The organism is Salinibacterium sp. SWN167 (assembly GCF_015864665.1).
Classification (GTDB): domain Bacteria; phylum Actinomycetota; class Actinomycetes; order Actinomycetales; family Microbacteriaceae; genus Rhodoglobus.
Map to the genome: position 1 here is coordinate 453,102 of NZ_JADYWU010000001.1, position 11,994 is coordinate 465,095.

Genomic DNA, 11,994 nt, shown 5'->3' on the forward strand with positions numbered 1-11,994 from the left:
GGCCTATGCCGAGTGCGGCGACAATCGCTCCGGCTGGAAGTCCTACAGCCGTTCCCGAGACGACTAGCCCGGCACTCGCGTAAGACGCGCCGCCTCGGCTATAGGCGCTATGCGCCCTCCGCAATCGCCCGGGCGGCAGCAGCATCCGAAGTTCGCCCCAGTTTTTCGAGACTTTCGGCGAGATCGAACGCGGTGATCTGACGCAATTGAGCGTGCTCGGCGGCCTGCTCCATCACTGAGTTCAGCACGGCAACGGCTTCATCGTGACGGCCTTCGGCGGCGAGAACACTGGCCACAAAGCGTTCGCAGTTGGCTCCAGCGATGGGGTCTCCAGCAGCACGGTATTCGTCGGCAGCGGTGAGGGCGAGGCTGACGGCTTTCTTGGGCTTGCCCAGGCTAGCCAGAGCTCGCGCCTTCGAATCAGTGACGTCGGCGTGCAACCAGTCGGCGCCGTGTTCAGCCGCGAGAGCGAGCACCTCATCGAGCTGCTTGAGGCCTTCCTTCTTGCCCGCTTCAGCGTGAGCGCGGCCTGATTGGTGAAGCACTCGCACGAGAAGGTTGAGGTTCTCGGGGGTGGCCCGCGCGTGAGTCACCGCCTGTTCAAGCAGCGCCGCAGCGCTGTCGTGATCACCGTGTTGCGCGTGCAAGCCAGCGTTGTCAGCGAGCGTGCGTGCCGCGCTCTGGGTGTCGTCGGCTTCGAGGTAGAGCTCAGTTGCGGTCTCCCACGTGCCCACGGCCGAGCCGGGTTCACCGGCATCCGCGAAGCCATGGCCGAGCCAGTAGAGGGTCTCGCCGCGGCTTCCCGCCGGGGCCTCAGCCGCAGTCTCTTCTTCATACAGCGAGAGCAGCAGGTCAATGCCTTCGGATGACTCGCCGGCGCGAACCAGCGAACGGCCGAGGGCGTAGCGCGCCCCCACCGTGTCGATCTCGAGACGCTCGGCGTAGCGAACTCCGAGACGGAACCGGCTGGCGGCATCCGAGAACGCTTCTGCCTCGTCGTAGAGCCGGCCGGCAAGAATGGTCATGTCGTGCAGGGGGCCGACCGCGTCGATTGCGTGAGCACACTCAGCGGCGGCATCAGCGCTCGCGGCCGCCTCAGCAAACTCACCGCTGCCGCCCAAGATGCGCGCCCGCAGAGCGTGGGCATGCGCCAGAACGCCGCGATTGGATGTCGACTCCACGAGTTCGGCGACGTACGCGAGTGCGCCATCGGTGTCGCCCGCGCTCGCAGCGAGGTCGGAGAGATACCGCAGCGCGTGGTCGCGCAGCAGAGGCACATCTCCTTCTTTAGCGTGGGTGAGCGCGGTGGCGGCGAGCTCGGTCGCTGCCTCGAGGTTGGGTTCTTCGCCGCGCAGCAGCACGCTCAGCAGCGATACTTCTAGGTCAGCTTGCTGGGCGGGAGCGAGGGCGCTTGACGCATCCACAGCGATACGGAGGGCATCGAGGTCGTCCTGTTCGGCACGGCCGAACAGCGAGAGGCCGAGAAGTTCTTCGAGGGATGCTTGAGCGTCATCGCCATGCTCGCGCAGCGCGGGCATGCGGGTGGCGAGCAACGCTTCGGCTTCGGCGAGATCGCCCGAGGCGACGAGTCGCGCGATCAGCGCACTGAGCGCGGCGGTGTGTTCCTGGCCCGTCGTGAGCTCGACTGCAGCGCGCGCGGCGGGCAACGCGGGGGCAAGCCAGCCGATCGCGATCAGTTCTTCGGCGCGCAGCAACCAGCCGGCGCCATCCGTCGGTTCGTCATCGGCGGGCGTGCCGAGGCCGAGAGTTTCGCTCGTGAGAGGAAGGTCGAACTGCTCGTTGGCGAGTTCGTGGGCTTTCTGGATGCGGTGGGCGCGGTAGTTGTTGCCGGCACGTTCGTCGAACTGGTCGCCGATCTTTGCCGCGGCAGCCCACAGGGCAGCGGCGAGTTCTTCGGCCGTCCACGCACCATCGTGTTCTCCGAAGAGCCCGACGAGTTCGCGGTTCTCCGCACCGCGAACGGTCTGGGAACCGAAACCGGCGCGGGTCACGGCGTCGAGAAGCACTCCGGCAGCCACGAGGCCCGAGAACTGGTTGTCGGCGTTGAGTTGGTCGTGCACGAACCACGAGAGGTGGCGTTCGAGCATCGCCAAGCCGCGTGCTTCGTTGCCGGTGACGGCGCAGAAGATGAAGTGGTTGGCGATGATTCCGAGGTTGTCGGCGTTGTCGCGGGCGAGGGTGTAGCTGCGAAAGTGGGCGGCCTTGGCATCGTCAAAACGGCCGACGCGCAGGTAGGGCAGCAGGGCACGGGAGAGCGCCGCTTCCGGCTCGTCGCCGCACTGGTAACCGCCAGCGATGAGTTCATCGAACAGCACGATCGCTTCCGCATCGCGACCGGTTTCGGTGAGGAACCCGCTCGAGTCGCTGCGCACACAGGCATCGCAGTGACTGTATTCGTCACGCGGGGTCGCAACCAGTTGGGTGCGAAGGGCTTCGGCGCGCTCGAGCTCGCCGAGGCGCCACGCTGTTGAGAACTGTGACGTCAGCACGCCGCTCTGGCCGATTCCTGCGGTGCGGTAGTGCGCTTCCATGTCGGCGAGCGCGCCATCGATGTCGGCAGTGTCAAAGATGGGCGAGCTTGCGAGCGAGCTGGCAATCCATTTGAACTGCCACATGAGGCCGGCACCTTGGTGACCAATGTCATCCGGAAAACGCACCGGATCTTCGTCGTGTTTAGCCAAGCACCACGCGAACGATGACAGCAGTACTTCGGTGTCGCCGCTCATGTTGGCGGATGCCGTCAGCCGCACCCGGGCGCGGTATTCGAGTTCTTCATCCCCGATTTCGACCGCCAGCGCGACGGCCTCTTCGACGCGAGCACGTTCCTCGGGGCCATACGCAATGGAATCAATTTCGCGGAACAGTTCGGTGATGCGGTCGGCGCTCATAGGGGAGAACTTTCTGGGAGGGAATCACCGAGTGCGACACTCATGGCAATCAGATCGGACATTGAATTGGTCATCATGGCGCGGTCGCGCACGCTGAGGGGGCGTTGGCTCGTGAGCAGTGCTTGAACGTAGAGCAGCTCGATGGTGCGGGAGAAGACGGCGTCGTCGCGCAGGGTCGAGAGAGTGACGACAACGGGGTTGTTCCAGTTGAGGCAGAGGCGCGCGAGGCTCTTGCTGGTGCCGTCGCTCGCGAGGCGGTCTTCGGCGAAGACATCCATTTTGCCGAGCACGTTCTTCCACAGTCCCGGGCGGCTGATCTCGCGGGCGGTGCGGCGGTCGATGGAGCGCAGCACTTCGGGGTCGGCCAAGTAGAGGCCCGTGACGTCGGCGGCGGGCACTCCGCGCACGATCACGGCGCAGTCAGCATCGGCGAGCACGGCGCTGGCGCGGTCTTCGAGTTTCGCGACGACGCTGCGCACGTCTAGCGGGGGCACTTCGAGAAAGTCGAGCTCGTCGAGCACGCTCACGCGATCGACGGTGAGGCCGTCAACAATCGTGGGCAGCATCCGCGCTATATCGGTGTCGTAGATGTAGCCGCCGTTGATCACGGGGCGGTCGGGGCTCGCGATGCTGGCGATCTGGCGAAACTCGTCGACCGTTTCGGCGTAGCGCAACTGGGTGTGATCGCGAGTGAGGCTTTCGATGGTCATGCGCCCGAGAGTGGTTTCGACGCTGAGCCAGGGTGTGATGAACTTCGCGAGCTCTTCGTCGTGAATCACCAGCGACTTGAGGGCGAGCGCGTGAATCTGCACAAAGTCGTTCAGCTGGGCCGGATGCCGGGCCGCCATCTCGAGCACCCACTGTCGCAACACGGTGCCGATGGCGGTGCGCGTGTGCTCGAGGATGTCGTCGTCGACGAGCGATTCGCGGCTCGCCGTGGGGGTGAGTGCGGTGCTGTTCAGCACGACGCGCACGAAGAATGCCCAGTCGGGAACGAGCGCATCCACGTTTTCGCTCAGCAACATGCGGCCGAGGTAGACACGGTTTGCTTGCCGGGCGCCGGGCGGCGGCGAGCTCGGCAGCACGTAGGCGACGCCGGTGGTGTTCGTGCCGGGCACGCTCAGCGGGATCGCGGCAAAGGGCTCCACGCCCAGTAGCTCGCTGCCGTACCGGAGCAGGTCGGATGCTGACTCCGTGTGCGCCTCGAGAAACGGAGCCTCGTGCGTCACGGTTTCGGTGCCGCCGCCGGGCAGGTCAACGCGCACACCCACAGGCAAGAACTCGGCAAAAGTGCGGGCGAGCGCCAACACGGTGGGGGTGCTCAGCAGGTCGTGCTGATCGAAGCGAGGCTTGAGCGACACGGTGGTGCCGATGGGCAGGTCACCCTCCAACTCGCGCACGCTGAACGTGCCGTCGCTATTGCCGATCCATTCGACCGGGGCTGAGCCGCGAGCGGAGCGTGACTGAATCACAATCTGATCCGCCACCATGAAGCAGCTGAGCAATCCAATACCGAACTGGCCGAGGTAGTCGCTGCGAGGCAGATCAAAAATGTCGCGCTTGGATGATCGGCCCACGGTCGACAACAGCTCAGTCATCTCGGCGGCAGTGAGCCCGATACCGTCATCCTGAAACTGGAAAGTGTCGTTGTGCTCGCTGAGGGGAGTGATGCGGATGCCGCGGCTCGCGTCTGCGCCTTCGAGCTCTGCTCGCGCGGCCAGGGCGTCGCGCCCGTTCTGCAGTAGCTCGCGGAGATACACGCGTGGACTGGAGTAAATGTGCTTGCTCAGAAGGTCGACGACCCCCGTGAGATTCACTTGAAAGGACTGGAGATCGTCTCGGGAATCGGCGTTCACTAGAAAAGTCTCTCACTTGATCGCCAATCTCTCGAAGTCCACAGCATTCACCTAGCCACGGACGGGCGTACGGGTATAAAGTTGAGTCATATCAACTCAAGTTTGCGGAGGGTTTGTAAATGGCGAACATGCAGGGTGCCCCAAGTACCGATGAAGAGCAAAAGAGTGCTCTTGAGCAGTACGGCGTCAATCTCACCGAGATTGCTCGCAGCGGCAAGCTCGACCCCGTTATCGGGCGCGACGCTGAAATTCGCCGCGTGAGCCAAGTGCTGACGCGCCGCACTAAGAACAACCCTGTGCTCATTGGTGAGCCCGGCGTCGGAAAGACGGCTGTTGTCGAAGGCCTCGCTCAGCGCATCATCGCCGGCGACGTTGCCGACTCCCTCAAAGACAAGCAACTCATCTCCCTCGACCTCGCTGCCCTCGTCGCCGGTGCCAAGTACCGCGGAGAGTTCGAAGAGCGCCTCAAGGCTGTGCTCAAGGAGATCAAAGACTCTGACGGCCAAGTCATCACCTTCATCGACGAACTCCACACCCTCATGGGTGCTGGCGGCGGCGACGGCTCGGTTGCGGCATCCAACATGCTCAAGCCCATGCTGGCCCGTGGCGAACTGCGACTCATTGGTGCCACCACGCTCGACGAATACCGCCAGTACATTGAGAAGGATGCCGCGCTTGAGCGCCGCTTCCAGCAAGTATTCGTCGGCGAGCCTTCGGTCGAAGACACCGTCGCTATTTTGCGTGGGCTCAAGGAGCGTTACGAAGCCCATCACAAGGTGGCCATTGCCGATTCCGCTCTGGTAGCTGCCGCAACGCTGAGCAACCGCTACATTTCGGGCCGCAAGCTGCCCGACAAGGCCATCGACCTGATCGATGAGGCCGCGAGCCGTCTCAAGATGGAGATCGACTCCTCGCCCGTCGAAATCGACCAGCTCAAGCGTGCCGTCGATCGACTTCGCATTGAAGAGCTCGCTCTCAAGAAGGAGAAAGACGACGCGTCGAAGGCCCGTCTGACGAAGCTGCGCGAAGACCTCGCGGTTCAGAGCAAAGAGCTCCACGAGCTCGAAGCCCGCTGGAAGATCGAGAAGTCGAGCCTCACCGGTGTTGGTGACCTCAAGACGCGCCTTAACGATGCGCGCATCAAGCTTGACCGTGCCATGCGTGACGGCGAATACCAAAAGGCGTCCAAGCTCAACTACGAGACGATCCCTGAAATTGAACAGGCGATTGCTACCGCCGAAAGCAATGAACCAACCGGCCCTCGCATGGTCAATGACCAGGTGACCGAAGAAGACATCGCTGCCGTTGTTGCCGCCTGGACGGGCATCCCCGTCGACCGTCTCACCGAGGGCGAGACCGAGAAGCTGCTTCACCTCGAAGCTGAACTCGGCAAGCGCCTCATCGGGCAGAAGGAAGCCGTGCAAGCGGTCTCCGAAGCGGTGCGCCGCACGCGGGCCGGAATCTCCGACCCCGATCGCCCCACCGGCTCGTTCCTCTTCCTCGGGCCCACCGGTGTCGGAAAGACCGAGCTTGCTAAGGCGCTCGCTCAGTACCTCTTCAACGACGAGAAAGCTCTCGTGCGCATCGACATGAGTGAGTACGGCGAGAAGTTCTCCGTCTCGCGCCTCGTCGGTGCCCCTCCCGGCTACATCGGGTTCGAACAGGGCGGTCAGCTGACTGAGGCTGTGCGCCGTCGTCCCTACTCGGTGATCCTGCTCGACGAGGTCGAAAAGGCGCACCCTGAGGTCTTCGACATTCTGCTGCAGGTGCTCGATGATGGCCGTCTCACCGATGGCCAGGGTCGCACTGTCGACTTCCGCAACGTCATCCTGATTCTCACCAGCAACTTGGGTAGCCAGTTCATTACCGACCAAGAGCTGCCGTGGGATGCCCGCAAGGCCGCCGTTGACGACCTCGTACGCAAGTCGTTCAAGCCGGAGTTCATCAACCGTCTCGACGACATCGTGGTGTTCCAGCCGCTCTCGACCGATGACCTCAGCCAGATCGTTGAGCTCGACATCGATCGTTTGGGCAAGCGTCTCACCGATCGTCGCCTGCAGCTTGCTGTGACCCCGGATGCTCGCACCTGGCTTTCGGAGCGTGGCTACGACCCCATCTACGGCGCGCGACCGCTTCGCCGACTCATGCAGCGCGAGATCGACGACAAGCTCGCGAAAGCGTTGCTTGCTGGCGACATTCGCGACGGGGACACCGTGCTCGTGGGGCTCGCCGAGAACGGCGAAGGCCTCAAGGTGTCGCGTTCGGAGCCTGACGAGGGCTAACGCGCGCGCTTGGGCGAACTGCCTAGGCGAACCGCTTGGGCGAACTGCCTAGGCGAACCGCTTGGGCGAACTGCCTAGGCGAACCGCTTAGAGAAACATTGGCCGATCGTCGTCGTTCTCGGTATCGATCGCGAGTTCGACGACGACCGGAACGTGGTCGCTAGGGCCATCGCCTTTGCGCTCGTCGCGGTCAATCGATGCGCCCGTAACGAGTTCGTCGAATGCGGGTGAACCGAGCACGAAGTCGATGCGCATGCCCTCGTTTCTGGGGAACCGTAGGCGCTGGTAATCCCAGTAGGTGTAGCCCTCAATGTTGCGGCTGCGGAGAGTGTCGATCATCCCGGCCTCTTCAAAGGCCCGGAACGCTGCGCGTTCAGCGTCGCTCACGTGGGTCTTGCCTTCGAACGCGGCGATATCCCACACGTCATGGTCGAAGGGCGCAATGTTGAAGTCGCCCATCAGGGCGAGAGGCTGTTCCGGGTTCTCCCGCATCCACTTGGTGGCCTGAGTGGCAAGGTTGGCGAGCCACTCCAGCTTGTAGCTGTAGTGAGGGTTGTCGAGCTCACGACCATTCGGCACATACAGACTCCAGAGGCGGGCGCCTTCGACAGTGACGCCGAGAGCTCGTGCCTCGATCGGCACTGTGCCGTCATCGAGCGGTTTGCCGAACCCCGGCTGGGTATTGAAACCGACCGTGACATCGTCCATCGGGAGGCGGCTAGCGAAAGCCACACCGTTCCACTGGTTGAGGCCGTGAAGTTCGACCTCGTAGCCCGCTTCGGTGAACGCTTCGAGAGGAAATTGCTCAGGCTTGCACTTGATTTCTTGCATCGCCAGAACATCAATATCTTCGCGGAGCAGCCAGTCGACGACTCGGCTGACTCGGGTTCGGATGGAGTTCACGTTCCAGGTGGCAATGAGCATGCTTCAACGGTAATAGGTCTACCCCCGCATTGGGCGACGACAGAGGCCGCTCTGCCCCGTAAAGTCTTCGTATGCAGCAAGATATCCTTCTCGACGAAGCTGCGGAAAAGGCTGACCGTCTCGACCGCCGTAACGCGACAATCGTCGCCATCTTGGGCTTCGTGGGCGTCACCATCTCGGGTGCTTTGCTGGTTTTCGGCGAGACCATCCTCTAGGGGACTCCCCAGAATGGGTATTCTGTACTCGTGACCGACGCCAAGCAACAGCTCATTGAGTACATTTCCGCCGATGCCGTGTTCCACGGTGATTTCACTCTGACGAGCGGAAAGAAGGCTACGTACTACGTTGACATGCGTCGCGTTAGCCTTGACCACCGGGTCGCTCCGCTCATCGGTCAGGTCATGATCGACCTCATTGCCGAGGTTCCCGACATTGTTGCTGTGGGTGGGATGACGATGGGGGCCGATCCGATCGCCGCGGCAATTCTTCACCAGGGTGCCGCTCGCGGCCTCACCTATGACGCTTTTGTCGTGCGCAAGGAACCCAAGGATCACGGCCGTGGTCGTCAGGTCGAAGGGCCTGAGCTCGAAGGCAAGCGCGTCATCGTTCTCGAAGACACGTCAACGACCGGCGGTTCACCGCTTGCCGCAATCGAGGCGCTCGAGAAGGTCGGCGCGATCATTGCCGGTGTTGCTGTTGTTGTCGACCGTGACACCGGAGCCAAAGAGCGCATCGAAGCTGCCGGCTATCCCTACTACTCAGCGATCGGGCTTGGTGACTTGGGGCTCACTCCGTGACCTCTGGCGACAACGGTTCGGGCGTTGGCGACGACCAGCAGCCTCGCGAGTCCTCGTTCAACTGGGGACTCACACCTACCGAGCCCGAACAGCCCGAATCTCCTGAGGTTCCTGCGAACTCGCCTGCTCCGGAACGCCCCCACCCCTTCGTTGCACCCACGGTTCCTCAGCCAACCGCGCTTGAGGTTCCGCTTCCCCCGCTGACGCCGCCACCCGGCACTCCGCCAGCGCCTCCGGCAACTCCCGAGATTCCGGGGCTCCTTACGCTTCCGCCGCTACCAGGCGAAACCCCTGCGGTCCAGCCGCCGGCATCACCGGCGGCAGCCCAGCCAGCCGAACCGGCTCAGCCTGCCGAACCGGCGGTGCCGCCGCGCGAGCCGCTCGTTGAGCCACCACCGACAGAAGCCATCAATGTCGCCGATCTGCCCACTGGCGCTTTCGACATTTCTGACCTGCCCACGGGAGCTCTCGACATCTCCGACCTCCCGACCGGTGCAATGGACATTTCGGACCTGCCGACGGCCGCGATCAATTCCGCTGACCTGCCGACAGCTGCGATGGATGTCGCGACTCGGCGACAGGCTCAGCTGCCGGCTTCGGTCGACGATTCGCTTGAGGGCGCGACCGAACTGTTGGGCGCACAGTCGCTCGGGGGCATCTCGGCAGAGTCGGAATCCGTCGAGCACGATGCCGTCAGCGACCTCTTCGGCGAAGACAAATTCGTGGAGTACGAAGATCAGGCGCTCGTCGCGCAGGTGCCAGCGGTCATTTCGCGGCCTCGGGTGCCTCAGCCGCCTCGGCCGCCGATTCCGCGCGGTCAACTCATCGGGTTGGCAATTGCCGGAGGCCTTGTCGCTGCACTCGCCTTGGTCGCTTTGTTCTTGGCGGGTACTCGCCTCGGTCCCTCGATGATGCCCGCTGCCGTTGCCTCCCCGACGCCGTCGGCAACAGCGACCGCTGCGGTTCCCATCGTGGGGCCGGTTGCCGTGGGCACGTATCAATGGAATGAGCTCGCCGGTGGTGAGTGCCTCGATCCGTTCGCCTCCGCGTGGGAGCAGGAATACACCGTGGTCGAGTGCGAGCAGCCACATGCGGCCCAACTTCTTACTATCGGCCAGTTCGATGACGCGGCATCCGATCCGTATCCCGAAGCCGACGCGCTCGCATCGCGCACAGCGGCAGCCTGCTCGACGGATGCGGTCATTGACTTCGCCGCGGCACAATCATTCGCCGACCTCGAAATCGTGGCGAGCTTCGCTGCAAACGCGAGCGACTGGGACGCCGGAAACCGCGACTACTACTGCTTCGCGACGCGGACCGGCGACGATGCCCTCACGGCATCCGTCGCCCAACCACAAACACCAGCCGAGTAGCGCGCCCCTAGCGGAGCAGGTCGGCGACGCTATCGAGAACTTCGGTGGGGCGGAACGGGTAGCGGTCGATTTCTTTTTGATCGCTGATTCCGGTGAGCACCAAAACGGTGTGCAGCCCGGCTTCAATGCCGGCGACGATATCGGTGTCCATGCGGTCACCGATCATGCCTGTGGTCTCGCTGTGGGCACCGATTCTGTTGAGTGCCGAGCGGAACATCATGGGATTGGGCTTGCCGACGATGTACGGCTCCCGGCCGGTGGCCTTGGTGATGAGAGCGGCGACCGCGCCCGTCGCGGGCAGGGGGCCGTCAGCGCTCGGGCCCGTGGCATCCGGGTTGGTCACAATGAAACGGCTGCCGTTGCCGATAAGGCGGATGGCCTTGGTGATGGCTTCGAACGAGTAGTTGCGGGTCTCGCCAATCACGACATAGTCGGGGTTGGTTTCGGTCATGATGAACCCGGCCTCGTGGAGGGCGGTCGTGATGCCGGCCTCGCCGATCACGAAGGCGCTGCCGCCCGGAATCTGCTGCTTCAAGAAGTCGGCGGTGGCGAGAGCCGAAGTCCAGATGGCGGATTCGGGAACGTCAAGGCCTGATGCCCGGAGGCGGGCGCTGAGATCACGCGGGGTAAAGATTGAGTTGTTGGTGAGAACAAGATAGGGCTTCTTCTCGTCGCGCCACTGCTGGAGGAGTTCGGCGGCGCCGGGCACCGGGTGGTTCTCGTGTACCAGCACACCATCCATGTCGGTGAGCCAGCATTCGATTTCGTCACGATTCCTCATGCGCTCATGTTAGCGAACACAGTGTCATCTGACAGCCGTTTGGTGATGATGGCGATCGCGTCGGGATTTTGTTCCACCAGCACCACGCGACGTCCTAGAGCTTGCGCGACGGCACCGGTGGTTCCGCTGCCGGCGAAGAAATCCAGGACCCAATCACCCGGTTGGCTGGATGCTTGAATAATGCGCCGCAGAATGCCTTCGGGTTTCTGGGTGGCGTAGCCCGTCTTCTCTTTACCGGTAGGGGAGACGATGGTGTGCCACCACACATCGGTCGGTAGTTTTCCGCGGGCGGCTTTCTCAGGCGTCACGAGCCCGGGAGCCATATAGGGCTCGCGGTCGACTTCTTCGTTGTTGAAGTAATAGTTCTTAGGGTTTTTGACGTAGACGAGAATCGTGTCGTGTTTCGAAGGCCACTTCTTGGTAGCACGGGCGCCGTAGTCGTAGGCCCAGATGATCTCGTTGAGGAAGCTGTCTCGGCCAAAGAGGGCGTCGAGAGCAACCTTGGCGTAGTGCACTTCGCGATAGTCAAGGTGCAGGTAAAGGGTGCCGCGATCGTCGAGCAGCCGCCAGGCTTCCTGCAATCGGGGCTCGAGAAACTCCCAATAGTCGGCGAAGGTGTCGTCGTAGGAGTAGAGCACTCCCTTGATGGTGTCGTAGCTGTTGCCGCCGAAGCCCGTGCGACTGCCTTCAGCCGAGCGCTGAGTGCTAATTGCTTGGCGGCGTTGTGTGCGCCCCGTATTGAACGGGGGATCGATATAGATCAGCCGGAAGCTCTCGTCGGGAAGGGCGCTGATGGCCGGGAGGTTGTCGCCGTGCACAACGAGGTCAGGGCCGTCGGGGGTCCATGGTGGCTGCATCATCTGAGATTAACAGTCGCTGGCTCAGATTAATAGCAGGGTTGGGTGGGGTGCCCGAGGAGCGGAATCAGTCACAGTTGCACTACGAAAGCACCTCCGAAGCCTGATTTTTTCGTGTGAATCCTCAATCAGTGGTTTATGGTTAGAGGAGATGCGCTCACCCGAAGGGCAAATCATTGACGATGCGATGACCCGCAAAGTCAGGGATTTAAACC

At 62.8% G+C, this 11,994-nt stretch carries 9 protein-coding genes; 4 read left to right on the forward strand and 5 right to left on the reverse strand.

Annotated features, from left to right (window positions below):
* Positions 1-107: 107 nt before the first annotated feature.
* The gene (locus I6E60_RS02155; RefSeq protein WP_197178658.1) at positions 108-2,909 is read right to left on the reverse strand and encodes a hypothetical protein; all 2,802 of its coding nucleotides are present in this window, start codon (positions 2,907-2,909) and stop codon (positions 108-110) included.
* Positions 2,906-4,765 (reverse strand): HSP90 family protein, encoded by a 1,860-nt coding sequence (locus I6E60_RS02160; protein ID WP_197178660.1) that lies wholly within the window; start codon positions 4,763-4,765, stop codon positions 2,906-2,908. The genes I6E60_RS02155 and I6E60_RS02160 overlap by 4 nt, the downstream gene beginning before the upstream one ends.
* Before the next feature lie 119 nt (positions 4,766-4,884).
* Here I6E60_RS02160 and I6E60_RS02165 point away from each other — a divergent pair, with 119 nt between their 5' ends.
* Positions 4,885-7,047 carry an ATP-dependent Clp protease ATP-binding subunit gene (locus tag I6E60_RS02165; RefSeq protein ID WP_197122597.1) on the forward strand — a complete coding sequence of 721 codons (2,163 nt, stop codon included), beginning with the start codon at positions 4,885-4,887 and terminating at the stop codon, positions 7,045-7,047.
* Between the two features lie 87 nt (positions 7,048-7,134).
* On the opposite strand, the gene I6E60_RS02170 is transcribed toward I6E60_RS02165, so the two are convergent.
* The gene (locus tag I6E60_RS02170; RefSeq protein WP_197122599.1) at positions 7,135-7,971 is read right to left on the reverse strand and encodes an exodeoxyribonuclease III; all 837 of its coding nucleotides are present in this window, start codon (positions 7,969-7,971) and stop codon (positions 7,135-7,137) included.
* A 71-nt stretch (positions 7,972-8,042) separates the two neighbouring features.
* On the opposite strand from I6E60_RS02170, the gene I6E60_RS02175 reads away from it, so the two are divergent.
* Genes I6E60_RS02175 through I6E60_RS02185 form a run of 3 tightly spaced genes read left to right on the forward strand, consistent with a single transcriptional unit; the run spans position 8,043 to position 10,141 of the window.
* On the forward strand, positions 8,043-8,186 hold the full coding sequence (locus I6E60_RS02175) for a hypothetical protein (protein WP_197122600.1): 144 nt from the start codon (positions 8,043-8,045) through the stop codon (positions 8,184-8,186).
* A 30-nt stretch (positions 8,187-8,216) separates the two neighbouring features.
* Complete coding sequence (pyrE, locus tag I6E60_RS02180; RefSeq protein ID WP_197122602.1) at positions 8,217-8,768, forward strand: orotate phosphoribosyltransferase; 552 nt, start codon at positions 8,217-8,219, stop codon at positions 8,766-8,768.
* Positions 8,765-10,141: a septum formation family protein gene (locus I6E60_RS02185; RefSeq protein WP_307841770.1), complete on the forward strand. Its 1,377-nt coding sequence runs from the start codon at positions 8,765-8,767 to the stop codon at positions 10,139-10,141. The genes pyrE and I6E60_RS02185 overlap by 4 nt, the downstream gene beginning before the upstream one ends.
* 7 nt (positions 10,142-10,148) lie before the next feature.
* Here the strand turns inward: I6E60_RS02185 and I6E60_RS02190 are convergent, their stop codons facing one another.
* A complete protein-coding gene (locus tag I6E60_RS02190) occupies positions 10,149-10,922 on the reverse strand; it encodes an HAD-IIA family hydrolase (RefSeq protein WP_197122604.1) in 774 nt (257 codons plus the stop codon).
* Positions 10,919-11,782 (reverse strand): site-specific DNA-methyltransferase, encoded by an 864-nt coding sequence (locus tag I6E60_RS02195; RefSeq protein WP_197178662.1) that lies wholly within the window; start codon positions 11,780-11,782, stop codon positions 10,919-10,921. Before I6E60_RS02195 ends, I6E60_RS02190 begins: the two co-directional genes overlap by 4 nt.
* Positions 11,783-11,994: the final 212 nt, after the last annotated feature.

What these genes read in the sequence shown, in the direction of transcription:
- I6E60_RS02190 (WP_197122604.1), bottom strand. Translation starts at nt 10,922, where the DNA reads ATGAGGAATCGTGACGAAATCGAATGCTGGCTCACCGACATGGATGGT.
- I6E60_RS02155 (WP_197178658.1), bottom strand. Translation starts at nt 2,909, where the DNA reads ATGAGCGCCGACCGCATCACCGAACTGTTCCGCGAAATTGATTCCATT.
- I6E60_RS02175 (WP_197122600.1), top strand. Translation starts at nt 8,043, where the DNA reads ATGCAGCAAGATATCCTTCTCGACGAAGCTGCGGAAAAGGCTGACCGT.
- I6E60_RS02170 (WP_197122599.1), bottom strand. Translation starts at nt 7,971, where the DNA reads ATGCTCATTGCCACCTGGAACGTGAACTCCATCCGAACCCGAGTCAGC.
- I6E60_RS02195 (WP_197178662.1), bottom strand. Translation starts at nt 11,782, where the DNA reads ATGATGCAGCCACCATGGACCCCCGACGGCCCTGACCTCGTTGTGCAC.
- I6E60_RS02165 (WP_197122597.1), top strand. Translation starts at nt 4,885, where the DNA reads ATGGCGAACATGCAGGGTGCCCCAAGTACCGATGAAGAGCAAAAGAGT.